General features: G+C 46.7%; 30 protein-coding genes. 12 read left to right on the top strand and 18 right to left on the bottom strand.

Going from position 1 to position 24,461, the window contains the following annotated elements:
* Positions 1-26: 26 nt before the first annotated feature.
* From ACYOR7_RS05880 to ACYOR7_RS05890, 3 genes are all read left to right on the top strand, one after another.
* On the top strand, positions 27-857 hold the full coding sequence (locus ACYOR7_RS05880; protein WP_479913373.1) for a class I SAM-dependent methyltransferase: 831 nt from the start codon (positions 27-29) through the stop codon (positions 855-857).
* 45 nt (positions 858-902) lie between these two features.
* Complete coding sequence (locus tag ACYOR7_RS05885) at positions 903-1,334, top strand: hypothetical protein (protein WP_294805897.1); 432 nt, start codon at positions 903-905, stop codon at positions 1,332-1,334.
* 665 nt (positions 1,335-1,999) lie between these two features.
* Positions 2,000-2,521, top strand: a complete 522-nt coding sequence (locus tag ACYOR7_RS05890) for a YqaA family protein (protein ID WP_294805898.1) — start codon at positions 2,000-2,002, stop codon at positions 2,519-2,521.
* Between the two features lie 1,083 nt (positions 2,522-3,604).
* On the opposite strand, the gene ACYOR7_RS05895 is transcribed toward ACYOR7_RS05890, so the two are convergent.
* Positions 3,605-3,943 carry a cupin domain-containing protein gene (locus tag ACYOR7_RS05895; protein WP_294805899.1) on the bottom strand — a complete coding sequence of 113 codons (339 nt, stop codon included), beginning with the start codon at positions 3,941-3,943 and terminating at the stop codon, positions 3,605-3,607.
* A gap of 327 nt (positions 3,944-4,270) precedes the next feature.
* On the opposite strand from ACYOR7_RS05895, the gene ACYOR7_RS05900 reads away from it, so the two are divergent.
* The gene (locus tag ACYOR7_RS05900) at positions 4,271-5,263 is read left to right on the top strand and encodes a PepSY domain-containing protein (protein ID WP_479913374.1); all 993 of its coding nucleotides are present in this window, start codon (positions 4,271-4,273) and stop codon (positions 5,261-5,263) included.
* A 235-nt stretch (positions 5,264-5,498) separates the two neighbouring features.
* Positions 5,499-5,900, top strand: coding sequence for a VOC family protein (locus ACYOR7_RS05905; RefSeq protein ID WP_294805903.1), 402 nt, complete (start codon positions 5,499-5,501; stop codon positions 5,898-5,900).
* 2 nt (positions 5,901-5,902) lie between these two features.
* Here ACYOR7_RS05905 and ACYOR7_RS05910 read toward each other — a convergent pair whose 3' ends face one another.
* Positions 5,903-6,886, bottom strand: coding sequence for a class I SAM-dependent methyltransferase (locus ACYOR7_RS05910; protein WP_294805905.1), 984 nt, complete (start codon positions 6,884-6,886; stop codon positions 5,903-5,905).
* 12 nt (positions 6,887-6,898) lie between these two features.
* Complete coding sequence (locus ACYOR7_RS05915; protein WP_294805907.1) at positions 6,899-8,380, bottom strand: FAD-binding oxidoreductase; 1,482 nt, start codon at positions 8,378-8,380, stop codon at positions 6,899-6,901.
* A gap of 87 nt (positions 8,381-8,467) precedes the next feature.
* Here ACYOR7_RS05915 and ACYOR7_RS05920 point away from each other — a divergent pair, with 87 nt between their 5' ends.
* The 5 genes from ACYOR7_RS05920 to ACYOR7_RS05940 all read left to right on the top strand — a co-directional run bounded on the left by ACYOR7_RS05920 (position 8,468) and on the right by ACYOR7_RS05940 (position 10,578).
* Positions 8,468-8,701: a hypothetical protein gene (locus tag ACYOR7_RS05920; protein WP_294805909.1), complete on the top strand. Its 234-nt coding sequence runs from the start codon at positions 8,468-8,470 to the stop codon at positions 8,699-8,701.
* A 164-nt stretch (positions 8,702-8,865) separates the two neighbouring features.
* Positions 8,866-9,336: an HNH endonuclease gene (locus ACYOR7_RS05925; RefSeq protein WP_479913375.1), complete on the top strand. Its 471-nt coding sequence runs from the start codon at positions 8,866-8,868 to the stop codon at positions 9,334-9,336.
* A 47-nt stretch (positions 9,337-9,383) separates the two neighbouring features.
* Entirely contained in the window at positions 9,384-9,872 is a 489-nt protein-coding gene (locus tag ACYOR7_RS05930) for a hypothetical protein (protein ID WP_479913376.1), read from the top strand.
* A 57-nt stretch (positions 9,873-9,929) separates the two neighbouring features.
* The gene (locus tag ACYOR7_RS05935; protein ID WP_294806332.1) at positions 9,930-10,070 is read left to right on the top strand and encodes a hypothetical protein; all 141 of its coding nucleotides are present in this window, start codon (positions 9,930-9,932) and stop codon (positions 10,068-10,070) included.
* A 262-nt stretch (positions 10,071-10,332) separates the two neighbouring features.
* On the top strand, positions 10,333-10,578 hold the full coding sequence (locus ACYOR7_RS05940) for a hypothetical protein (protein WP_479913377.1): 246 nt from the start codon (positions 10,333-10,335) through the stop codon (positions 10,576-10,578).
* A 286-nt stretch (positions 10,579-10,864) separates the two neighbouring features.
* On the opposite strand, the gene ACYOR7_RS05945 is transcribed toward ACYOR7_RS05940, so the two are convergent.
* From ACYOR7_RS05945 to ACYOR7_RS06005, 13 genes are all read right to left on the bottom strand, one after another.
* The gene (locus ACYOR7_RS05945) at positions 10,865-11,182 is read right to left on the bottom strand and encodes a hypothetical protein (RefSeq protein ID WP_479913378.1); all 318 of its coding nucleotides are present in this window, start codon (positions 11,180-11,182) and stop codon (positions 10,865-10,867) included.
* A 233-nt stretch (positions 11,183-11,415) separates the two neighbouring features.
* Entirely contained in the window at positions 11,416-11,703 is a 288-nt protein-coding gene (locus tag ACYOR7_RS05950; protein WP_479913379.1) for a hypothetical protein, read from the bottom strand.
* Between the two features lie 37 nt (positions 11,704-11,740).
* The gene (locus tag ACYOR7_RS05955) at positions 11,741-14,785 is read right to left on the bottom strand and encodes a hypothetical protein (protein ID WP_479913380.1); all 3,045 of its coding nucleotides are present in this window, start codon (positions 14,783-14,785) and stop codon (positions 11,741-11,743) included.
* Positions 14,786-14,829: 44 nt separating this feature from the next.
* Positions 14,830-15,213 carry a hypothetical protein gene (locus tag ACYOR7_RS05960; protein ID WP_479913381.1) on the bottom strand — a complete coding sequence of 128 codons (384 nt, stop codon included), beginning with the start codon at positions 15,211-15,213 and terminating at the stop codon, positions 14,830-14,832.
* A gap of 498 nt (positions 15,214-15,711) precedes the next feature.
* Positions 15,712-16,692, bottom strand: coding sequence for a hypothetical protein (locus ACYOR7_RS05965; RefSeq protein WP_479913382.1), 981 nt, complete (start codon positions 16,690-16,692; stop codon positions 15,712-15,714).
* A 46-nt stretch (positions 16,693-16,738) separates the two neighbouring features.
* Entirely contained in the window at positions 16,739-18,970 is a 2,232-nt protein-coding gene (locus ACYOR7_RS05970; protein ID WP_479913383.1) for a hypothetical protein, read from the bottom strand.
* Complete coding sequence (locus ACYOR7_RS05975) at positions 18,970-19,296, bottom strand: hypothetical protein (RefSeq protein ID WP_479913384.1); 327 nt, start codon at positions 19,294-19,296, stop codon at positions 18,970-18,972. Before ACYOR7_RS05975 ends, ACYOR7_RS05970 begins: the two co-directional genes overlap by 1 nt.
* 67 nt (positions 19,297-19,363) lie before the next feature.
* A complete protein-coding gene (locus ACYOR7_RS05980) occupies positions 19,364-19,519 on the bottom strand; it encodes a hypothetical protein (RefSeq protein ID WP_479913385.1) in 156 nt (51 codons plus the stop codon).
* 151 nt (positions 19,520-19,670) lie between these two features.
* A complete protein-coding gene (locus ACYOR7_RS05985) occupies positions 19,671-19,901 on the bottom strand; it encodes a hypothetical protein (protein ID WP_479913386.1) in 231 nt (76 codons plus the stop codon).
* A gap of 43 nt (positions 19,902-19,944) precedes the next feature.
* Complete coding sequence (locus tag ACYOR7_RS05990; protein ID WP_479913387.1) at positions 19,945-20,172, bottom strand: hypothetical protein; 228 nt, start codon at positions 20,170-20,172, stop codon at positions 19,945-19,947.
* A 12-nt stretch (positions 20,173-20,184) separates the two neighbouring features.
* Positions 20,185-20,397, bottom strand: coding sequence for a hypothetical protein (locus ACYOR7_RS05995; protein WP_479913388.1), 213 nt, complete (start codon positions 20,395-20,397; stop codon positions 20,185-20,187).
* A 240-nt stretch (positions 20,398-20,637) separates the two neighbouring features.
* Entirely contained in the window at positions 20,638-20,937 is a 300-nt protein-coding gene (locus tag ACYOR7_RS06000; protein WP_479913389.1) for a hypothetical protein, read from the bottom strand.
* Positions 20,938-21,238: 301 nt separating this feature from the next.
* Positions 21,239-21,544, bottom strand: a complete 306-nt coding sequence (locus tag ACYOR7_RS06005) for a hypothetical protein (protein ID WP_479913390.1) — start codon at positions 21,542-21,544, stop codon at positions 21,239-21,241.
* A gap of 97 nt (positions 21,545-21,641) precedes the next feature.
* Between ACYOR7_RS06005 and ACYOR7_RS06010 the strand changes: the two genes are divergently transcribed.
* On the top strand, positions 21,642-22,427 hold the full coding sequence (locus tag ACYOR7_RS06010; protein WP_479913391.1) for a DUF72 domain-containing protein: 786 nt from the start codon (positions 21,642-21,644) through the stop codon (positions 22,425-22,427).
* Between the two features lie 186 nt (positions 22,428-22,613).
* Here ACYOR7_RS06010 and ACYOR7_RS06015 read toward each other — a convergent pair whose 3' ends face one another.
* Positions 22,614-23,423, bottom strand: coding sequence for a DUF3800 domain-containing protein (locus ACYOR7_RS06015; RefSeq protein WP_479913392.1), 810 nt, complete (start codon positions 23,421-23,423; stop codon positions 22,614-22,616).
* Positions 23,424-23,657: 234 nt separating this feature from the next.
* Between ACYOR7_RS06015 and ACYOR7_RS06020 the strand changes: the two genes are divergently transcribed.
* Entirely contained in the window at positions 23,658-23,909 is a 252-nt protein-coding gene (locus ACYOR7_RS06020; protein WP_479913393.1) for a hypothetical protein, read from the top strand.
* Positions 23,910-23,929: 20 nt separating this feature from the next.
* Here the strand turns inward: ACYOR7_RS06020 and ACYOR7_RS06025 are convergent, their stop codons facing one another.
* Entirely contained in the window at positions 23,930-24,250 is a 321-nt protein-coding gene (locus ACYOR7_RS06025; RefSeq protein ID WP_479913394.1) for a hypothetical protein, read from the bottom strand.
* Positions 24,251-24,461 lie beyond the last annotated feature (211 nt).

Below are 24,461 nucleotides of genomic sequence, written 5' to 3' on the forward strand. Positions count from 1 at the left end.
AAGAAGGCATTAAAACCTTATGACGCTTGGCCTACGACCCTACGAAATACAAACAGGACTCGATGGACAGCTGGAACAGCCGTGCGCGTGATTACCACGACGGCTGGGCGGGCGCGGGGCGCGGGCCGTTCCGGTCTACAAGAGAGCTCGTAAATGCGGCCGGCATTTTGGAAGACAATTTCGTACTGGACGTTGCGTGCGGCACCGGCGCCGTGTCAAGGGAGGCATTTTCTCGCCTCGGGCCGGCGGGAATGCTTGTGGGGATTGACTTTTCAAGAGGGGCGCTAAAGATAGCAAGGGAAAACGTGCCGGCGGGCCACTTTGTAGAGATGGATGCAGAGAATATTGGTCTGCGAGGCAGGTTCGACAGGGTGCTGTGCCAGTACGCACTAATGTTCTTTCCAGAGCCGGCGCGCGTGCTGAAAGAACTGCGCGTGCTCTTGAAAAAAGGCGCCACGATTGCAGTGGCCGTGCACGGCACGGCTCAGGGTGTGCCCTATTTCAGCACCATAATGGAGCCGGTGCTAAAGCGCATACCGGACATCAGGCCGGAAGGTGCGCCGACGGTGCACCGTTTTGGCGACCCGAAGGACCTTGAAAACGTGCTGGCTTCTGCAGGTTTTGCAAGCGTCACTGTCAAAAAATTCGTGTTCGATTATGAAGCAGGCCCGTTTTCCGAATACTGGTCAGACTACATGTCTACGACAGCAGCCGCCATACGGCCAAAGATAGAGGCAAAGGGCGCGCAGGTGGTGGCCGAGATAAAAAAGGAAGCAGAGGAAAAGGCGCAGCGTTTTATCAAAAACGGAGAGATAAGGTTCCCGTGGGACGTCCTCGTCGCGACTGCAAAAAGCTAACTATGTACAGTAACTTTATTACATTCACGCCTAATCCACGGACATATGCCTCCATGCAACAAGGAATGCAAGGTAAAGGTCTACGAAGCAAGAAACATCAAGTTCACCAACAAATTTCCCGTCAACGGTGGAGCAAACTGCAACAAGACCCTGAAGGGCGACCAGAAACTCGTCGACTTTGTAAAAAGGTCTGTTGAGAGCAAGACTACTCCGATAGAAGGCCACCTGTGCGCTGAAGGGTGCACGTGCGATCCAGTAGGGACGCCAAAGTGGGGAAACTGGCGCAAGTACAAGTTCAAGATGACAGTGGTCGACGGCAACTGCAAGTTTCCGATTGCAGGCAACTATGAGAAAAGGTCGGGTGTGTCGGAGGGCGTGTGCGTAGAGCCGGAGGATTCTGAGGATGACTATGGCGAAGTCCCGATAGCCTACGCAGGCAGCGGCAGGAGCGCAAGAAAGACGCAAAGAACCGCTTAGGGATTTTTTTACCAGACATGGCGACAAGTTCTTGATTATACTTGTCATTGCAGACGAAAACTAACTGATTGTTTACTGGCCGTGTTCTCTGTTCAGATGACAACAGTGGATGCAGGGCCGTACGCAGGTCATCCTGACTGCATTCTGGCATTTGTATCCATGCTATAAAAAACTCGATTGACCTTGTTTTACTGGAGACTCTCATAAAACCATAGGGGTCGATGTCGGCCTCTGCGTGTTCGTCAGCAATAGTTATGGCTTGCAAGGATGGAACAAGACGAGCCAATCACCCAAGTGTCCGACATCTAACCCCTAATGTGATTCTAGGTGAATTTTAAATGAGTTTCTGTAGTTAGCATTGTTATACAAAGCGAGTCTTTCTTTTTTAAAACCTAGCATTCCACAATTAATGACTATCTACCAGAGATTCGCCTCTGAAGATCGGTCACCTGTTCATCAAGGGCATGAAAGCTTGGGGTTAGCCGGCAAGTAAGGCCCTCTACTTGTCATTCTCTGACAGGAACGAAACTGTGCTGAATAAACCCTTCTCTTATCATTCGCATAATGAATCCGGCAGAGCAAGAGCTGACGCATTTAACTACTCACAAGGTCATATATCCCTAGGAACAGACCGTGACCTGCCGCATAGTTGAGAGTGATGGGGGATGATTGTTGACCAATACCTCCAATATGCACAGGAAATGATTACCAAGCTTTCAACCAATCCGATCTTTATAGAATTTGGCCTCCCGGGGCTTTTCGTCAATAGTTTACTTGCATCTACCGCTTTACCTTTACCCATAGAGATTGCAGTATCGGCCCTTCTGGCGGCAGGTCAGGACAAGTTCCTAGTTTTGCTCACTCTAGCTGCAGGTACTGTCGCCGGAGGATTTCTAAGCTACTTTATCGGCAAATCAGGAGACAAGGTATTTCGCTTTTTAAAACCCAAGAAACAAGAAAAGAAGCAGAAAAGGGGACATGACATATTGACAAAGTACGGATGGCTTGCTTTGGTTGCAGCTCCATGGATCCCCGTCTTTGGCGACATTATAATCATGATAGCAGGGGCAAAGAGTTATGATATTCGCAAGTTTACAATAGCAATGACAGCCGGCAAAATCGCCAAAGCTGTCGCTACGGTGTATTTTATCAGTTTGGTCACAACGAGATTGTTTGGAGATATGTGAATTAGAGATGCGATTAAAAGTCGGCGAGTGTTTCGTTTCTTTATTATAGAGGAACCTCATAATCTGCATTAGGCAGACACTTGTCACAATATTTCTGAATGACTACACAACCTTCCAGCTGAAATAATGCATTGGTTGTTGCTGTCGCTGAGCATATCCCGCAGTACACTGCGTTCTGATTTCTTTTCAATTGTACAGGCGTTATTCGGAAAGGTTTTGTCATTATTCATTAGTCATTTGCCGAGTATATAACGACGACTTGATTTAGTATGGTAAGACTTGCTATCCTACTCTCATATATCATATCCAAGCATGAACGACAATGTACCAAAGTCCTTGTCGTTTGCTGCTGCCAAAAGCTAGCCCCGTCTACAAAAGGCAACTAAATAAAGTATAACATTCTGAAAAAGCGCAAGACTCTTACTGATGACCTGCTTAATGTTAAGGAGGTCTTGGAGAGGCTGGAAGAATTATGAAAGATTGCATTCAGTGCCTTAATCCCATTAACGCGGAGACTTTGTCCTTTGAGCAGCGTCTTATCGACGACCAGGACTTTTGTCGCAAATGCTTTGAAGAGGCGGCAGAAGGCGACGGTTTGGCCTACCTGGACAATTCCCGCTTTTTGACTTCTAACAGATAGTGTCGCGGTATTATGTTTGGAATCGCTAATGTGACGGCAACTCATACTCTGCTTTATCCAGACATTTCTCGCAGTATTTCTGAACTACCATACATTCATCCAGTTGGAATAACGCTTCCATTGTGGCATTTTTAGAACAGACAATACAGAATATGGGCGAATTGGTGGTAGTCTTTGATGCAGGTCTTGTCTTAATTGGTTTTAGCACCATTCGGCTTGACAGGCACTCGATATAACCCTTCAGGATTTGCATCTAGTTGCAATGTACACTAGACTGTTTTAAGAGATGGTCGGGACGTACTAGTACGTAATAATGAGGTACTGGCTCCGCCGGGCATCCTGTTTCACGCTTCAAAGGTTTGTCACACCCGGCGGGCCATCATCATCATCAAATTCTCAGTGATTGAATTCTACCATGACTCTCCAGCAACAACGGGTCTGAATCAGGGCTTACTTTGTGCATAAGTCTTTGCGCCAGTGAAATCAATTGCCACACAAGGCTCGTTTCCTACTACCCACGCGTCATGTCCTGGAGGCACTAGTCCCGTATCACCCGCAGAAAATTCTTGTTCGCTTCCATCGTCCATTCTGACTCTCATCCTGCCGGAAATCACGTACATCGTATGAGATTGCTTGCAAGAATCCGTCTTGACGATGGGCTTCACAGACGTGGACCATTTCCATCCTGGTTCAAATGTTGCCTTGCCAATTGTTGCTTCTCCAAGATTTGTTAGGTCGATTTTCCCGTTATCGAATTTTCTTGTTTCATCCGGACTTGACATACTCTTTCTTTGCATTTCCACCATAGTAATTAGAAGAATGGCAATAGTTTCTAAAATCGATTGTGAAAGTTACTACCTAGATCTTATTCTAGAATTTGCGCCGAGAACGCGGGGTTTATGCAGTTTGGAGGAGAAAAGGAAACACGAGTTGTATTTTTTAGTCTCTTTCTGGCACCATAACAGCATCAATAATAGGGATAATTTCTATAGAGCCAAACTGTTAGAAATAGATTGTTTCGTCAATATTATCCTTAGATTTTCAAACTAATCTCGTTATTGATCATTTTTTTCTCAACTCATTATAATTATAACTGTATATTTAAGGTAATGTCCAATCTAACAGGAACCAAAAAGTTTCTGCTCCCTGTTCTTTTGGTCGCTGTCTTGGCGATTGCATCCTTTGCATACGCCATGCCGCATGTTTTGGCACAAGACGCGACCGACCAGGGAAACGACAATAACGATGACAACACTCTGACTGCACCCTCTGAAGACAACAATACAGCCAATAATGCTCCGGTCGTCCCTCAAGAGAATAATACCAGCAGCGACGGTGCCCTGACCGCTCAGAACAATAACACTACATCTACCCCGGAAGGTAACAATAATCTGAATAACCAATCCACGGACAACAATACTCAATCAACAACGCCAGAAGGAGGCAGCAACGCGATGAACATTCCGGAAAATAACAATGACAACAACACTATGACCATGCCGCCGTCGGAGAACAACAATAACACTATGACGACTCCCCCTAGAAACAACAACACCGGGACTACTCCTCAAGAGAACAATAACACTTTGACCGCTCCATCTGAGAACAACAATACTAACACTAACACCAATACTAACAACAGCACTAACACCAACAATAACACAAGCAACAATACTAATACAAACAACAATCTCCTCAACAATACCAATACCAATACTAACACTAACACCAACAACGTACAGGTAACACAGCAAGTCGTCGGGTCGGTTAAAGTAGCCAACAACCAAAAGGTGGAGAACTTTTCAGAGGCTAATCTAAAGATCAAGCACGACAGAGCGGAAGAAGTAGCAAAAACTCACTTTAAGAGCGGAAACGTGATTGACAGCCATCTGAGCATAGTAAACAACTTTCTCGTGTACACTGTCATCATTGCCAATGTACAGTCCAGTACTGTCAACATTGTATTTGTTGATGCCGGCAACGGAAACGTGATCTTCATATCGCCCCCGATACCCGCCGACCGCGAAGACATATCCAGTGGAAGAAACGAATGCGACTGCAACTGCGATAATGGAAAGGAGCATCACCATCACTGGCCATGAGCAAAACCGTCACCTGTACTGATGTGCACGTATGACATCATTACAGCAGGCAGCGCGCTCGTGTAAAGCCAAAGCCGCGGACCTCAATAGAGTGAGGCCCTTTTCTTCTTTCTTTTTCTCTGCTATGTGCAGTTATGCACTTACAAAGCTTGTGTAAGGGTCGTTAACTAATGCCTATACCACCTCCGATAAGTTCTTAATTTACCTCCCCAACATTTCTCTAGGTGGACTAGTTTTGGCATTCAAAAAAGTCGGCGCGGTCATACTGCTCGTCTCAAGCATGGACAAGTCGGTCAAGTTCTACAAGGACACGCTTGGGCTGCAGCTAAAGAGCAAGTCCAAGGATTGGACCGAGTTCTTCAAGGACGGCACGGTACTAGCGCTCACCCCGGCCAAGAGAAAGAGCATGGTAAGCTCTGGCACGGGAATGCTTGTCGGCTTTATGGTAGCCGACATGAACGTCACGGTAAAGGAGCTAAAGGCGAAAAAAGTAAAGTTCTTCAAAAAGCCCAAGGACGAACCGTTTGGCAAGCACGCGGTAATCGAGGATCCGGACGGTCACCTCATATCCATCGCAGAGATAAAGACAAAGTCTGAGGAAGGCTTTGACATGCTCGGCATGTTCGGAACCGATTAGTACTACTTCCACGCGGTGACCAGGTACAGCGAGCCTCCGAAATCCTGCAGGGCCATTCTGGTAAAGCCGGCTGCCTTGAGCAGAGCCTCTACTTCGTTTCTTGTCATAAAGCGGTAGCCCTGCAAGGAAAAGTCCACCTGCATACCCATTATCAACCTGCTCTCGTCGCTTGTCTTTTCGGGCAAGAGCCCTTCCACTATCGCAATCGCGCCGCCTTTTTTCAGCGCGCGGTAGCAGTTTGACACTATCGCCTGTTTGTCAGACGCCGCATAGAGCGACTCGCCTAGGTAGACGAGGTCGAACTCATTCTCAAAAGCCATCGCTTCACCGGTCTCCCGCAGTATCTCTACAGGCTTGCCGGCGGCCATCTCCATCGCCCTGTGCGCGGCCTCGGACGGCTCGACTCCCACAAAGGATGAGCGCGGGTAGCCCTGCAGCAGTTTTTCAATGAACGTGCCGGTGCCGCAGCCGACGTCAAGCACCCTGCACCCTCTGGAGAGCATTGCATGCAGCTTGCGGCCCTTGTTGGTTTTTATAGCGTACAGAAACGCGTTGTGGTCCCAGTCGGTCGCCTCCACAATCGCCTCAAACGTGGAGGTCATATCGCGCGTCCTGCCCGTCTTTACCAGCTCTTCAAGCCCGCCATACTCTAGGCTGCGCAGCGCAATGTAGGAGAACTGGCCTCCAAGGTAGTTTTGGCTTTTTTTGTCAAGGAGGATCTCTTTCATCCTTGCCGGCAGGTGCAGCTTTTTGCCTTTCATCTTCAAAAAGCCAAGTGCGACAGCTGCAGAGCACCACGCCCTCACTGCATCCCTGTCGAAATTGGCCTGTGCCGCAAGGCCGTCGGGAGTCGCATCGGCCTGTACAAGCGCGTCAAATAGCCCCGTCCTGCGCCCGACGTGCGCGACCCACACTCCGTACAGGCCGACAGAGTACCCCCACAGTCTCTTGAATTCCGCGCTCCTCGCCTTCCAGGCAGCTGGCATTATTATGGCCAGCTACACATTGCGCCTGCTCTTAAACGGTACTTTCTTGCCGGGGTTCAGAAGACAATCGGGGTCGAAAAGTTCCTTGACGGTTTTGAAGAGCGCGGTGATTTTTCTACCATACATCTGCTCGATGTAGCCGACCCTCGCAAGGCCGTCGCCGTGCTCGCCCGTTATCGTCCCGCCGCTTGCTATGACCTGTGCAAAGACGCGGGAGGCAAGCGCGCCGATCATCTCCGACTCGGCTTTTGAATCCGTGTCGACTAGAGGCCGCGTGTGTATGTTGCCGTCCCCCACGTGGCCGTACATGACGTAGTCGAGCTTGTTGTCTCTGTACGCGACAAGCAGGTTTTCCGTATGCGCGGCAAGTATCTCGGGCCGTACTACAGTATCCTCCACGAGCCCAATCGGCTTTCTGCTTCCAACCGTCATCTTCATGATGTTTCCAAGAGCACCTTTTCTTGCGGCCCATATCCTAGCCATGCTCTGCTCGTCAGTCGCGTATTCCACTACCTTGGCGCCTGCGGCCGTCATCCTGTCTCTGCATCTTGCCATCTGCGCTTCGACCTTGGCGCGGCTGTCGCCGGCAAACTCGACGTACAGGAGGCATCCAGTCTCTGTGCTTTTCTCCAGCGCAAGAACCGTTGCGTCCAGCATTTCAAGGGCGACCGGCGATGATTCCAGTATCGCAGGGACCGCCCTTACCGCGGCAAGCAGGTCCTCAAAACCAACCACAAGAAGAAAGCGGTGCTGCGGCAGGTCCAGCACCCGCAGCCTTGCAGATGTGACGAGCGCAAGCGTGCCCTCTGACGCGGCGATGGCCTTGTGTGGCTCAAAACCGCGCTTTATCACCGCGTCGAGCCTGTAGCCGCACGAGTTCTTGCTCACCTTTGGGTAGCTGCTGATTATAGTTTCAGCGCTTGGCGCAAGCAGCATCTTTAGTTTCTCCATACGGGCGTCAAAATTATCCTCGCCTGCATGGCCGGCAGAGCCGTCCGCGTATACAAGGTCAAGTGCCTCGACAAAGTCTATGGTGTTGCCGAACCCGAGGCAGTGCACGCCGCTTGAATTGTCCGCTATCATGCCCCCGATTGTGCAATAGTTGCTGCTGGCAGGGTCCGGCGGCAGGAACTTGCCCTTCTTTTTCAATTCCTTGTCAAGGACGCCTTTTACTATCCCCGGCTCGACTATTACATAGTCGTCGCCTGTTTCAAGCACCCTGTTCATGTGCCTTGCAAAATCAAGCACGAGGCCACCATCCGAAAGCGACTGTCCAAGCAGGCCGGTTCCCGCGCCCCTCCCCACCACGGACACCTTTTTTGAAAACGCGTAACGGCATATCGTCTGCACGTCGCCGGCGTCTTTTGGGCACGCAACCAGCGCGGGCTTGATTTCATAGTGGCTTGCGTCCATCGAGTAGACCTGCCTGCTCCACTCGTCAGAGAGCACCTCTCCCTTGGCAATGCGTACAAGCCCGTCGCTTATCATCGTCATCAACTAGCTTTGGCGGTGCCACTATTATAACAAACTCGGCTATTTCAAACTGAATGATTAAATAACACTGGTTATGCTGTAGCGGATATGATGCAGGCGGAACACTGCCCCGTATGTGCAGGCAAGGGAGTCATCGAGATAACGGATTCCCAATGCCCGTTCTGCAACGGCACGGGCGAGCCAAGCAGGGCTGCAGAAAGTTACATGAAGGTCCACATCTGTCAGTGCATATTCCTCGACAGGAAGAACTGCCCCATCTGTGGCAAGCGTTGCCATCATAGTACTCCCAATAGGCCAAAAATACTAATAGCACCAAGATAGCAATAATTGTACTGGAAAATTATTCTATATTTTCATGCACACGGTGTTTTGCAATAACTACCATAGGCAACTGGTGTTGGAACAATGAAGACAAGCCGTACTGCAAAAAATGCTACAAGCATCTCCGTTATCACGACCTATGGAAAAAGGGCAATGACAGGAGGATGAGAAGTCTAATTGCAAACCCATTCAAGGGCAAGACACATTCGCTTGAAAGTCGTTTAAAAATTTCTGCAGCCAAAAGTGGAAAATCAAACAGCATGAAAGGGCGAATAATGCCGCAACATGCCAAGTTTGGCAGCAAGAATCCTAGTTGGAAAGGTGGCGTCTCTAAGCTTAGTAGAAGGATCAGGAGATTAGCTGAATACAAAGTATGGCGTTCAAAGGTATTTCAAAAGGACAACTTCACTTGCCAAAAATGCGGCAGACGCGGAACCAGCTTGAACGCACATCACATCAAGCCATTTTATAAAATTCGAGAAGAAAATGGCATCACTATGGTTGAGCAAGCATTACGCTGTCCAGATCTTTGGCTCGTTTCAAACGGACAGACGCTTTGCATAAAATGTCATTCTATTGATGGGCGCCCAAAGCAAGAGCCTAATCGCCCAAAGATCCTGATTGCGCCGATGTAATATTGATCCGTACTCTTTTTATCTTCGCTTGTTAGCTATGCAGGTAGTTGCTGAAAGTCACAGGCTTGATCGCACTAGGCATCATCCCGGTCTTGCTGTGCGCGTCTTTTGCAAGCAACGCGTACGCCGAAATCTTGGGCTATAGCGAAACAAAGGTTGTTGTCAAGAGCAGCCAGCAGCATTGTTTGCAGTATGAAATCAAGGCAGTGGCGATTGGGTTTAGAGATGTCAACGGCAATATAATAAAACAAGCGGCGGCGGGATCACAAGTGTCTGTGCAGATTATAATCAACAATGGTTGTGATATTGTAGATTATCCTGCCACAATAGCGCTTGAAGTCAGGGACTCTGAGGGCTTGACCAAGTATTTGGCACTCCAGCAAATCGCGCTGGAACCGGGCCATCAGCCAAGGGTTGGTTTCTCGTGGACGCCAGACAAACCCGGAGATTATGATGTAAGGGTATTTACCATAACTTCCATAAACTCCACAGGTACTTTGAATCCTGTCATGATGCACAAGATTTCAGTTTACTAACATCTACATCGATAATAGACACAAGATTTAAAAATTATCTGCGCGCTTTTGTAACTGTTGAAACAGGTCGACGACATGGTCTGCACGTTTTGCAACGCCAAGATAGACTATGGCAAGAGCGTATGCGATGCCTGTGCCAAGAAATTCAACATCGGCAAGTACGACATGAGCAAGGACGGCTGTGGCTGCGACGGTTAAATTTTTGGGGTCAGCAAGTGGTATATACAATCATCGGGATCTTTCAGCCACCACATCATCATACCCCGTTATTTTTCGACGCCAATCCTGTCCATTAAATGTTAGCTATTGACTAAAGACTTTAGAAAGTGAGTAACACACCCACGCCCGAGCGCCCAACCTGGCTATGAAGGGCCGAGCGCGGACTCAATGAATAATCTACTCATGATAAGCAGCTGTTTCAGCTTGAATAGGTAAATAATACTATAACTACCTTCCAGATATGACTCGAAGGTATTACATTACTGCGATTATCCTTACCCTTTTGCTTGCAGGAGTTGGACACCTCTATCTAGGCATGAAAAGAAAAGGAATCGTCTTTTTGTCGATTGGAGTGGCGGTAGTCATAACGTATCTTTTCTTCTTTTATAATTTGTATGGATGGATTCTGAATATCGTGGTAGTAGCAATAGCACTAGGCGATTTGATAAAGACAATCGACAATAGAAAGCAAATGATACAGGGCTAATCACCGACGAGAATAGAAACCCGCGCCCAACTCGCAACATGGCTATGAAGGGCCGAGCGCGGATGTAAGAATGTCTGGAAGGTTGTTTTACCTTCCCGCATTGTCTGACGCCTCTTTGATAAGACGTTTTTGCCGCATCAATCCGCCATAGGTTCCAGGTCAAAGCCAATGTTTGACTAGTGCCTTGTCCGGCGTATTTCTGCTTATCCTTATTCTGTACGCGAACAGCTTTAACCGTTTTGAGCTTGAGTAACTATACCTAACTCGGTAAAAAATGGGCTAAAACCTAGTCTGAAAGCTTGTTATTGAGATAGTTATGATAGTGGTTTATTCCTTCTTGAGTCAGTCTGAACGGCAAGAATGCGGTTCTTACATGCCTTTCTATTTTGATAGCTGGTTTCAAGAAGCCCCACTTTTGCAATCCTCGATAAGCCTTTTCGACCATCGGCCCACTGATAACAGGGCCGTCTTTGTTCACAATAAAATCATGCAGGTCTTTGCTTGATGCCGTACCGCCATATTCGACAAGATAGCATAAAACCAAGTCTTGCCCGAACATAGGTTTTTTGATTGTAGTCGGTGCGTTCTGTAGGACTGTAGCCAACAATAGAATGTTGTTACGGCTAGCTTTAACCCTTCATGCCTTCTACAGTATGATATGCAAGCGTTTCGCGCAGCTTGCATGATAATATTTGTTAGTCTTGCAATGTCTGACTGCTAGTTTCTGATCCCTAGTCATTGCCTGCCCGCAACCATAACACAAGCCTTTCTGCTTTTCCAAGGCTCGATTGAAACAAATTTCAAATGCGCTTCGCTGTATAATCATGGCGGGCATGTCTAGGGTACTTGTGGTAGTTTCTCGTTATACTTGTTCTGTGCTATGCGGATTGTAATTGCAAAGCCGACAAGTGCAACCATAAGGGCCAGCATTGAATCTGCTAGATAGTGGGTAGACTGTACATCGAGGCTGAAAAGTAGCTTACCCAAAACTTCGGGGCCAGCGTTGTTATAGAGATAACTGCTCCATATTGCAAGGTCATAAGTCGCTAGCTGAAAGACCAGATAAGCCACCGGCACAGCATATAGGAAATATCGTGCTCTTAGGGTGGAGAGTCGTTCCAGCACATTTGTAGATATGTACAGGTGATATAAAGGGCTTATCCTACTCTATCTTTATGCCCTTTAATGCGTCGGCCAAGAAGGGGCTGAACGATTTTAGTATGTCGTTGGCTCTGTATGTCCTTTCACCATAGCGCAGCTTCCTTCCCTTCTTTTTGCGTGGTCTTTCTTCATCTTCAAAGCCAAACGGTATAAACGGAATTAGTGGCGTTCTTGGCGTTTCTATGGTAGGAGTTGGGAATACTGGAGTTGTTGTAAGCAGTATGTCGGTAGAGACAATTGGCGTTACCTTTGGAGTCTGGCCCGTTGTCGGGCTTGTGACAGGTGAAAGAAGGGGTATTATGTCGGTCAGCAAGTCGGTGTTTATGACTGCTTTTTGCGCCTTGCCTAGTCCAACATCAATAACGGGTTTTTGTGTCTGGCCTGTAAAGGGTTTTGTAAGGTTGTTTGTAAGGCTCTTGTTTAAGCTCTTTGGAGTTATTGAATTAATGACCTTTTCAACATCAAGGCTTTTCGAATGTCCTTTGCTACTTAGGCCAAATCCAGGCGGGCTTTTCAGGGATTGCGTTTCTATCTCACTTGTCCTTGAGGTTGAACCTCTAGCCTCGCTCGTTGAATCTCCAAGCCCTAGACCTGACAAAATGCCGCCTGTGGCTTTAGCGCCTGCGGAAACACCCAAGGTTTTTGCTATGCTCTTTGAGCTACTACTAGCTGCAAAGGGCTTCAAGGTAGAATCGAAGTTTTGCTGTGCAATGTTCTCTAGTGCGGTGAAAGACGTTCTTGGTTGCTTTGTTGAACCTGTCGCCTTGCTTGCACCTGATCCAAAATCAAAAGGTCTTGCATTCTTGCCGAGCACCTTGCTTATAGCGTCCTTTTCAAGCTGACCTGCCGCACGCTGTTTGAAATATGAAAGGGCTGTTTTGGCTGTGCCTTCTGGAAATTCAACTATTGTACCCTTCGGGAATGCTTGCTGTGTCTGGCCTGTAAAATCAGCTATGTCTAAATCCTCTACAATGGGCTTTGCTACTTTTGCATCTATTCTCTCTGCCTGCTTTGTAAAAGTGCTTGGGATTAGTTTCTTTATTCCACCTGCGAAAATCCCTTCTTGCACATAAGTTATCTTGGTAAATGGTTGCGGCAATGGCTTTGTAAATTCAGAAGAGAAAATAGGCATGTTTGGCAAAGGTGCATTGCTTCTTTGGATTGTCTTTATTGAAGATGTCAATAACGGGTTTTCAGTGGATAGCTTTTGCGCGGTAGTTAATCCTGCTTCTTGTGGCGGTTTGATTGTCCTTTCAGGCTCGAATATACTAGTTGTCCTTTTTGCTGATAACACGGGTACGGACTGCACTTCTGTGAATTTTCCGCCGCTCATGCCTGTTTGCCCTGACAGGTTGCGCAGGGTTTCAGACTCGGCCCGTCCTATCTCTGCTATTGGTTCTTGCAGTTTTGCACCCTTGCCAACGCTTACAACTACTCTAGAACCTTCACTCTCAAGCAAGATGCCTTTAGGAAATGCGGGCACGGAAAAGCTCTTTCTACCTACCGCAAGCCCTAGTTTTTCGCCTGTCTGGCCTATCTCTTGAGTTACTAGCTTTGGATATGGAATACTTGCACTCTTTGTAAATATGCGCCCGCCCACGCCATAATCAAGCGGTATCATCTCACCCGTCCTTGGATTAGTGATAAACGGTATTGTCTTGCTTTCTACGCCTGCACCCTCGACGCCCGCCCTTGACAAAATGGCTTCTGTACCCAAACCCTTAACGGCTGCCTGTCCTGCCAGATCTAAGGCTCCTTGGGGTCTTATTGCTACACGTAAGGTGTTTAAACCTCCCATTATACCCTCTCTGCCTACATTAGCTAATTCACCATATCCCCAAGTCGAACCAATGAGAGACGCTGTACCTGCCAAAGAACCTATTGCATAACCTGGATTTTCCGCTATTTCCTTCCCAATTTGGCCTAGTTGTTTTAATCCTGCTGGCTGGTCCTTCATTGCGGTAAATATTGAACTGATAAAAGCCTGCTCTACACCGGGGGCTAGTCTAACATCAGTTTTCCCTAAAGCATTCAAATCATATTGTTGTTGAATACTTGCGGGTATATTTCCGTAATAATTCTGAAAGCCTGCCTTAATACTCTCTCCAAAATCTGGATTAGTTGCAGGTGTTGCTAGCCTTTCAGTAGTTTGTACAGGTTGAATGTCTCGTGACCTAATATCAAAAGGATTTGTTATATCAGGTGTAAAATACTCTTTATTGGAAGCTGGCTGCGGTGATTGCCTAAGTGTGACGGTTGAGCGTGAAAACGTGTTAAATGCGCCTAGTTGCTCAAAACTGCTCGGCCTACCGCTTACAGGCTGGCCCATGCCAAAATCTGACAAGTTAGGATTTTCGACGGGTTTTGATGCTTCATAGGCTGAATTGATGTTTGCAGCCGTATTCTCTTGAGTGATTCGCTCATTTGGAATGTATAACCCTCTTGCTGCTTGTGCGGCTGTCAGACTACCGAAAACAGGCTTTGTGTAATATTCGCCTGCTTGTATCTGTGCTTGTTGCAATTGTGCATAGCCTCTCTCTGTTACTGACATATCAGGCGTTCCACGGTTTTGAAATGCTGCCTTTGCCTGTGAAAGTGTCAGGCCACCGAAAACAGGCGTCTCGGGCGCTGGCGCGCTGCTCTGGCCCAAAGGTGAAGGATTTTCACTGCTAGTTGGATTTTCCACAAATTTGAAGCCTTGTAAGTTTTCAATGGCCCCTGTCTTTGAGTTTCTCGTAAAACTAAGAGCATCAACATCTATACCAAGATCCTGTAATTGCTTGATTGCATGGCCTGATGATAAAATCTCGGTCAGTCGGGCGGCAGAACGTCCTTGCTGTGCTAGCGGGTCGCTTGCGGCCCTAGAGTTAGCGGCGCGTAAATCAGCATCACGCTTTTCCTGTTCGGCCTGCAATCGTGCAAGCTCTATCTGCTGCGCCTGTTCCTGTGCTTGCTGTTCCTGTGCTTGCTGTGCGGCTTGGGCTTGGCGGGCTTGCTGATTAAGGGCTATGCGGTCGGGTGAGACTTGTCCTAAATAACTGGACATTTACAGAAAAATATACTTGTCCTGAGCTTTAAGGGATTCTAATCTTACTGCCGACTTGCTAGCAGCATTTTTTGAATGTTGGTAAGATGTGCATCTTCTATCTTGTCGGGTGCTTTGTAGATTGTACGTTTCGCCTGTTGTTTATCCTCTATGACGAGCTTAACCTTCTTTGTCTGTAGACCTTTAGAGAGAATAGCAACAATAGTTTGCATGTACAATATCTCTCTACTGTCTGGCTCATGCACGCCATACTTGGCGTACTGGTTACGGCAATTGTGTAATGTCATAGCAGGATAATTGAACGGTAGCATCTTGCCCTTTGGGCTTCTGACAAAACCATTAAAGCAGATTTGTTCTTTGCAGTCGTTACAGTTAGTTACTGGCCCATAGTAGTCACCGTCCAATTGTGCATTATTGTTGTAGCTCATGCTTTGCCATTATTTCTATAGGTTATCTCAGCTATAAACGACTTGGAGCAGGGCGGGGCGGTGTGCGCTGGCTTGCTTGTTTGTCTGATTACTGTCTATATTATTATGTATATAGTGATTGTATCACGCTCAATAAGGTGCAAATTATTCAAAACAATAAATTCAAGTGTTTAGGGCTTCAAACAGCGTTAAAAACTTGTGATAACTCGAAGGTCAGAGCTTCTAACTATCCAAGTATTACGTTTCTTGAATAGAATCTTGTAAGAAACATGCGTTAAACAAAGGGTGCAAATCGAATAAAACAGGTTGTCTAACTGTCTTAATGGTATAACTGCACACTTGAATAATTTACAGAATCCAACTATCAAGAACTATTCATTTTGCAGTATGGAACGCTTAGTTTGACGGATAACGCACAGCAATTTGTTTAATGCAATACGGTTTGTTTAATACAAATTAAACGGGGAAAAAAATTCCTACAACTTTAGGAGCGCCCTATTATGCGGTTTTAGGGGCTTCTGCTATAGGATTATCAAAGTTGAAGGTTAGTGCCTTCACCGCCTTACGGTATTCCCCTAGTAGTTCATCCAGTGTCGGCCGCATGTAGTTGTTATTCAGGCCGACATCATGGCCGATAAGAATCTCCTTATTCAGTGTCGATAATCCAGGTGTCAGAGTCAAAACGGTATTGTAGAACTTGCGAAAGCCATGCACGCGCATGATTTGTTTTCGCTCTGCAAAGTTGTCGCCTTCGGTCCTGATGCCTGCTTTTACTGCCAAGTCGCCTATTACAATACCGATTGTTTCAGCTTCCAAGGGTAGCTCCGGATAGTATTCATGGCCGATTACGGGCTGGTCTTTTGGCAGGCTGTCTAGCCGTTTAAAGCGTTCTTTCAGATACTTGCCTAGATACTTGGTTGCTTGTGGCGTAATGAAAGTTTCGTATTGTTCTGGCTGACCCGCGTACACTTTCAGGGCCATGAGTTTATCAGACTCCATATACCGCAGATCGCCAAGTTTCAGGCCAGCAAGCGCGCCGAGTCTTATTCCTGATGTTGCATAAATCAGAATTATGGCCCTTGTCCTGTTGTCCTTGGCAAGGTCTAACATCTTCGTTATCTCTTCACGACTGTAAGCCCTGTCTGTAGTTGCTTCTTGCCTTGACTGTTTGAACCTCAAAAGCCGATCCCAAAAGAGTTGTTTGCCGTTGACTGTATAGAACAGTTTAACGGCAAAAATTCGCACGTTTCTTGATGAATTTGACAGGTTATCAAGGCTGTTGAGGTATCGGATGTACGCCAAGACCTTATCCTCTAGCTGCGGTATTTCCCCGTTTAGTAGATTCTTTGCGTCGCTCACATTGCAGTAATCCATGAATTTATCCAGTGCAAAACAGTAGGTTTTCTTTGTCGCAGGGGTCTTGATTGCTTCTAAAAATAATTCGTATGGGTCGTTTTCTGTCGGGTTTTCGCTCGCCATTAATTAAACAAACTTGGTTAACGGCGAGCTATAAGCGACATCATCATTAGCCGCCACTCCGCCTCGCACTGGCAAAGATTCCAATCGCTGCCAAGCCTACCAGTACAGGCCAGTACCATATCGCGACACTTCCAAGCCAGCCCATTACTGCAAGGATTCCGCTCGTGATGAGGATTGCCAGCATTGCGATCTGTGGGCTTCCCCTTGGAAATATTGCAGCTATCAGGATAATGAAAAAGCCACCTACCGTAAGGCCAAAGACATTACCCAACGGGCCGAATATGTCAGGGATAGATAATACCGAACCCGCCGATACTGCCCTCACGACCAGTACGCCATTTTCATAGACATTAATGTAAATGGTTGAAGTATTGTTCACATTGGGGGCCGTCATGGTAATCTGGCCGCTTACATTCGTGAAATTGAACCATTGATTGTATGTTGGGTTTCCGAGGATATTATCCACAAAGTTAACGGTGGCATTATACGGCTCTATGCTCTTTTCAGTTGTAAAAGTCACATTACCTAACTGCGTAATATTGGCCCCGTTGGTACGCTGCATATTCCAAGCCCATGTACCGCCCTGCCAGTTAATAGGAATCTGAACGGTGTTAATGTTGATGTTTTTGGTGGTGGCGTCGTTGGCGCAGATGTTGCCGACAAGGGCGGAAGCTCCAGTGTTTGTATTTGTAACCTCTACATTATAACACTGTCCAAACAAATACCGCTGTTGTAATTGGCCCGAGCTATCAAAGTCTGCAACGTCCACGACTTTACCATTATAGGAGGATTTAAGGCGGTAAAGTGTGGGGTCGGCTGCATTAATCTGAAATAGATAACCATCGAAAGTGTTTGCATGAACTAGATTAGATGTGGTAGTAAATGGACCGAATATCTCACGGCCTACTGTGGCGGAACTAGAAGCCAGAACAACCCATTTTGTACAGTCGGTAGAGTTGCCAGCATATAGGGTTGATGCTTGAGGATAAGCATAATTCCCATCACAAATAAGTCGAACTAATCCGCCTGTTGAAAGGATTGTTGTATTTGCTATAAGCGGTGAAAGCAATTTTTCCGTGTACGTGGTAGGGCTAAACGTCGTTGCGGCTGTTACCGTCATTGGCGTCCAAGTCGTACCGCTTCCAGTGACTACCAAACCGCTAGACAAATTATAAAAGGTCGATGATACGCCCGCAATGGTGCCCGTTCCAGGTGTTACGGTTTCTACATACATGGGCTGAGGCCCGAATGTGCCCGTTGTCGCCGCATAGCCGATCGCTTTTGAGGCGGTCGCATAGTAAGCGGCGCTGCCTGTCTTGTATGTCCTTGTGGTTCCGTCAAAGTCGTATTGCTGTTTTTGCCAAGTTAACCAAGTGTCTGTAAATTGCGCGCTTGATACTGCGTCATTAGATTTTGTTATTGTGTATGTGCTAGTTACGCCACCCTGAACCATCCTAACTATTTCCTTGTCGGTAACGTCGGCCATGCCTATAGTGCTACCCACCGCAGCCGATCCAAAGCTACCCAAGACCGCAGAGGTTGAGCTAGTCACCTTTAGAATCCTCGCCTGAACGGCTGACGCTGAAGGAAAAGCGCAATATGTTACATCTTGGGCTATCGCCGCCCCGCTAGTTGCAGACTCGCAAGCAATCTCTGAGGGTTGTATAGTCAAGTTAGGAGCGGCTATGCTCGTCATTCCACCCAAAGCCCGCGTAGACCTGTAAGTGTTAATTTGGTTATTTGCGCCGCTTCCGCCACCTACCATATAATAAACAGCGTTTGCGGTAGTTGTAACGCCTACAAGATTACCTGTTGCAGAACTTAATGAGACGGTAAGATATGCGGTACTGATTTTTGCGCCCGTGTCGATGTTGACGATTGAAGTAGTAAGGACGGTTGTGCTGTTGACTTGGGCGAAATATACACGGTTAACGCCGCCGACCTTTTCCACGGCTGATATTGCGCTATTGGTTGTAAGTGCTGTAAGGGCTGTACTGACCGTTGCGTTTACGGTTCCATCCGCGTTGTTTACTCTGACGACTTTCAGGTTGCCTTGATTAATGTCGATAAAGTAGGTGGTCGGCGTCGCGCTGTCCTGCCAGACTCTAGACCACTTGCCAGAATTGAGACTTGTAAAAGTAGGCTGGCTGGTAAAGGTGGCAGGAGAAAGCGCGCTGGCGTTCTGGACCTGACCGACTACCATGGACAAAACAGATAGTGCCAGCAAGCCGATCAGGAGCAGGCTTGCACATTTTGCGTAATTCGTCGATTGTCTCATTAGGCGCTCAGCTCAGTTCCACGGCCTGACAGAATATAGAAGACTGCTAATCCAACAAAGAACATCACAATTACCTGCAATGGTAGTGTAAAGGCTTCATTCAGGCCCAAAGTGCCTAATACGTGCATCATTGTACCGCCTAGCATGAGATTGTTGAAGTAATACCAAGCAAGTTGTAGGGCTTGAACAAAATCACCGAAGGGATTATCGACTCCAAAACTTGCGCCTGAATTTGCGGCCGTAATGTTTCCTTGCATCTCGTTTCTTGTCTGTGTAAAATTCATTGCTTGTTGAGTAATCGCGCTAACACCCAGTGTTTGGCCCATGAAGAAGATCCCCCAGTTTACACAATAGAAGAATAAGAGAAAGCTAACGGCGGTGCGCACTTACTTTTTAACCCCCTATGATAAAGCCAGCAGCTATCAAGGCGGCTGCTGTGATAGTTCCGCCGACAAGCCCGACTTTAGCAACTTCGTGCATCAAAAGAAAAATCTTGGCCTTTCGCCTTTGCCGCATCTTTTGCTCTGCGGTGGTGGTAATTGTAGACACGGAATATTATGCGGGAGGATAGCTTTAAGCTACACCATAATAAACAAGCGGGCGGTATATGCGCTCCACCAAGCGCCCACACTATGAACTACCGCCCGCTTGAAAGATACGTTATTCTTTGTCTACGATAAAATAAAGGAAAGAGATAGCTTTAGGGTTTGTTATTGTTGACGATCTTTCTGTATTTTGTGCGGGCGACAAGGACTACACCCAATAGTGCGATAGAGCAGAACATTATGCAGCCTGTTATCGGGTTTGGATTTGGCAGGTACAGTTCAGTTATCGAAGCTATCAGGCTTATTCCGACCGCGACCGCAAGAAAATACAGGCCGTTTTTTTCAGCTATCTTTTTCAAAAAGGGTTCTTGTGGTTTGAGAGCCATCTTCTAGGATTCTATCGGCATGGTTGTTAAAAGCTGTTCCGCTCTATCTAATCTTGGCCCTTCTGAAATATGCAATCCAAGCCACAGCAAGAGCTAATACCCATGTAGAGAAAAGCGCCACGGCTGCGATGTTTGCAAATTGTGCGATGTCCGGCATGTGTCCTTTCAATGAAATGAGATAAACCGACATTGCGACCGCCCAAAATCCCACGATAATAAAAGATACCTTGGCGGACAGTTTTGAAAGGCTAAGATTGTCTTTGTTGGTCATGCTCTCAAGTCCTTATTTGTAAATCCAAAACTGCATAGTGCCCGCTTTGGTGTCTGGAATTTGCAGAAAGGCAAGATCACACCTGTCGGCCTTCTCCATAATGACCTTTGCCGCCCTACCCCTCACGGTAAAGCCGTAAAGGTATTTCCTGCCGTCAATCCTTTTTTCCTCTAGCGGTTTGTACTGTTTGCTTGTTTGGTTTCTCCTATGTTCCTTCATAGCCATTACCAATAGTATTACTAATGGTAGTATATAGCTCTATGTCATAAGACTTATAACCATTAGTGTTACCAACAGTATTGTAGCAATGCCGATAGAAAAAGCGGAAATTTGTGTTTGTAATATCTGCGGTCATCGGTGGCTACCGAGAAAGGATAAGCCCTTCCCGCCTATTGCTTGCGCCAAGTGCAAAAATGCACGCTGGAATTTACCGAAAGCAAAGAAATAGGTGATTACTAACCTAGATTAGATCGCATTCCTTTCAAATGGCTTAACCTGCTGGTAGTTATTTATTGCCGCGCTGACATCACGTATTGCATCATTTATCTCGGCAATCGGGATTTTTGCCAGAAAAATTAATGCTTGAGGCTTATACTGATCGTCATGTTGAACTTTGTACGCCGCGCGATAGATGCACGCACGGCAACCTACTATGAGTTTTAACCCATGCCCGGCATGTTCATCCTTGATGGAGTCCTGCAATTTATCCAGGGCTTTGTAGTCTATGTTCTCTGAATCCCAGTTCTCATCTATTCCGCCTGACATATCCGAGCTATAACCTTAGGACGACTGAGTAGTCAGACATGACGATCGGCGGAACGCCAGAAGTAAAGCCCAAAGACTACACCTACTATCAGGATAATCAATCCTATGATGCTGGCCCAGATATTGCTGCTGAAGCTACCGCCAACCATGATTGATACGCCAAATAATAGTGCGGCTCCGACGATGACTATTCCTAGTATTTTTCTACCTGCGAACTGAAGCGCTCCCATGGTAGCTGAGCTTACAGAAGGAGCTTCTATATAAGATAGCTAGGAGATGAGGGAAAAAGCGAAAAACGCGGTCATTTATAGAGCCAGAAATAAAGTCTCTCATATGCTTCTATCTCCCGCAAGTAAAATTGCGTTTCCTCAACATTGGTCGATTCCTCCTTTAGCAAGTAAAGCCCTGTCAGAATGCGATGAATCTCCTCTCTGTCTCGTGGTCCATGCCTGATTATCATTATCCTGACGATTGCATCTCTCATGACAATTGGGTTGTGTTTGTCAGTGATGCCCGTGCGGAGCAGGTCACAGTATTTTTCGAGTGTGAGTGTTTCTTTTGGCCTGTTGGGATTGCTTGGGCTAAAGGGGCTTTCGGACCATTTCACCGGCCAGCTCTCGGCGGGGTGGATATAGCCGAGCTAGTCACCTAGGGGGAGGGAGGGAGCTAAGATTTAACCCGCGTCTACGCATAGTATTCATACATTGGAGTATAGGGTAGGCTGTTCTGGCTGGTCCTATTCAGCTTGGAAGGGCCCATTTTATCCCGATAAGCTTCCTGCCGGTAAGTGGCTAGAATACTATTCGAAGGTGTTTGATTATGTAGAGGTCGATTCAACATTCTACGCAACGCCTAGCCTTTTCAGGGTCAAAAAATGGGCCACGAATACGCCCGCAAACTTTCGGTTTACTGTCAAAATGCCAAAGACGATAACTCATGAAAAGGCGTTTTACAATATCGACCGTGAGCTTGAATACTTCTATTCCAGCCTAAGCCCCTTGAAGGAAAAGAACCTATCATTTCTCATACAAATGCCACCCTCGCTTAGTTTCAAGACGGGATTTAGGCTTCTAAAGAACTTCTGCAATATCCTTGACACCAGATACAGGTACGCGGTCGAGGCCCGTCAGCCTTCTTGGTTCAATGAAGAGTTTTACGAAATGCTCAAAGACAACAAAATATGCCTTGTTTGGAACCAGCTCGATGTAATCCAGGCCCCGCCCGTTGTAACAGCGGATTTTGTGTACGTTCGTTTTATTGGCGACAGGAGCATCGATGAGAAGGACTTTGGCAAGATTCAACGAGATAGACTCAATGAGATAAAATATTGGACGGACATTATGAAGAAGACGGACGTACCCCTCGGCATTGTTCCAGCAAATAACCACTTCGCAGGTTTTGGGCCAGGAACGGCTGCAGACACCCGCAAAATGTTAGGACTCGAAGAGGTTTTCTGGGATGACAAGCGGCAGGCTAAACTACCTTTCTAGTGGCGACTAGCTGGAGCGAGTTACTAGCTAATTTGTTCTCAACCAACCAATGATGTCGCTTAACCATTTGGTAACATAAAATGACTATCTACTTTATATGAAAGACATGGGTCGTGTAATTTGGGTAAAAGAGAGTCGAATTGGCTCGTCGGGCTGGCCTTCGGCTGGTCCGCTTTTCCCGACATCTTATATCCAACGATTCATTGCAGGCAAGATTGAGGGCTCGAAAGTTCTATCTCCGTCTTTGTCCCATAAAGAATCCAGCTCACTGAATCTTCTGCTTTTCTGGCTCTCGAAATGAACCCATGTGCTGCGACTTATGAAGTCCGAGAGCTGGATTCCAGGACTCAAGTACGATGGAGTAAATGAAATAACGTTTAGGATTCTCGATAGTTTGTTTTCGAGTTTGGGTTGGTAGTTCATCCCTCTAATGTTAACGCCGTCCGTCCGAAGTGAATGAACAAGGACTTGCAGTTTCTTATCATTACGATACTCCTCATCATCCATCATGATAGACCCGATGAGACGGTGCTTTTCAAGATAGAAGGCAAAACGAGCAACTGTAGCTTGAATAGCTAAGCCTTTCGGATCACATGCTTTTTCTCCATACAGATGCTTAAGCTGGATTTTGTTAATCGCTGTCGCAAATAGAACAGGCTTAAGCCCAGCAATAACGCGGAATACTTCATCAGATATTTCCTTTCTCACGGGGTGATCCATATGATCAAAAATGTCTCTTCCACCAGCAATCTTATGATAGTGTAACTCATATTCTTGGACGGGAAACCTTCTTTGTTGCGTTTCGGGTATGTATTTGGCTAGGATTCTGCTGACATGGTCATGCGCAAGCCTGTCGGAATCAGGCGTAATCGCAAGCCCGCTGATTACATACCACTTCGTATCACTCTTTCCAAAAGGGGCGGGCCACCCAGGATCGCCAGAACTATCTAGGTAAAGGGTCATTGAGCCAGAGTGCATCGGATTGCTAGATGACACGCACCGACTAGAAGCTTGACCTATAAAACGTAATCGCTTCTATGTAAAACAGCTAGGAGATGGCGAATGAATAGACCAGGCTGCCATTCCAAATCCTTCTAGTGGAAACGACATGCCATTATCGACTGCACGCAAGGGCCAAGTCTCATGATTTCAGTTGCAGCGTCCATTAGTTGCGAATGCCCTCAACGGAGACGTAAAAAGTTTAATACGATACTAGAAGATTGTTAGGGAATGTCAGATGAAGGGAGCGAGCTTACAATGTTCATCAAAGATACAATCACGGCCATAACGGAAGCTGCAAAAGAAAATGGAAACATTGTACCGAAACCTGGACAAATTGATTTTGAACTGAAAGTTTCTACCAAAAAAGGAGCGGGAGGCCGCGCCTCAATCGTTGTTCTTGATGCGGGTGGGAAATATGAAAAAGAAAAAGTTTCAGTCATTCGCTTTTCTCTCATGTACAGTCTAAAAGATCTTCATTGAGGCTTCCCAATTCTATCCACCTAGGCCACACTCCCAAAACCTTCTAACTTGAAGGATATTCCGCTATCCTGCGCCCTCAAAACCCAAGTCTGCCAGTTGTATTTTTCCAGGATCTTTACCCTTGCCTCATTCAAAACGTAGGCTTTGGCGTTTGTGTCTGGGTAAATATCTCCGGGTTCTGTCGGCCCCTCAATGTCCACTTGCTGCACCAGCTTCCAGTAAAGGAGGTCAGAAACGCGACTATGTGTCGCGATATCGGTTGTATTGATTCCATGGTTTGTATGTAGGTAAAGGTCGATTTGGCGAATAGTCGCCTTGCCATATGTCGCTATTGCTTCCAAGATGATCCTGCGCCTGCCTGCTATCTCTGTCAGTTTTTCCGCCTTTTGCGTACCGTAGCCGTTAGGGGCTTTGCACGTTTGGCCGCAATCCTTGCATTTATGAGGCGTCCAATTAAAATCTTGGATTTGAGCAGGCGCAGCGGCATATTGTCTTTGTAGCCTTTTCTGAACATGCTTTTTCATATGCGATATGTCTATCTTGTGAACGCAG

This window comes from Candidatus Nitrososphaera sp. 86-2 (assembly GCF_056726185.1).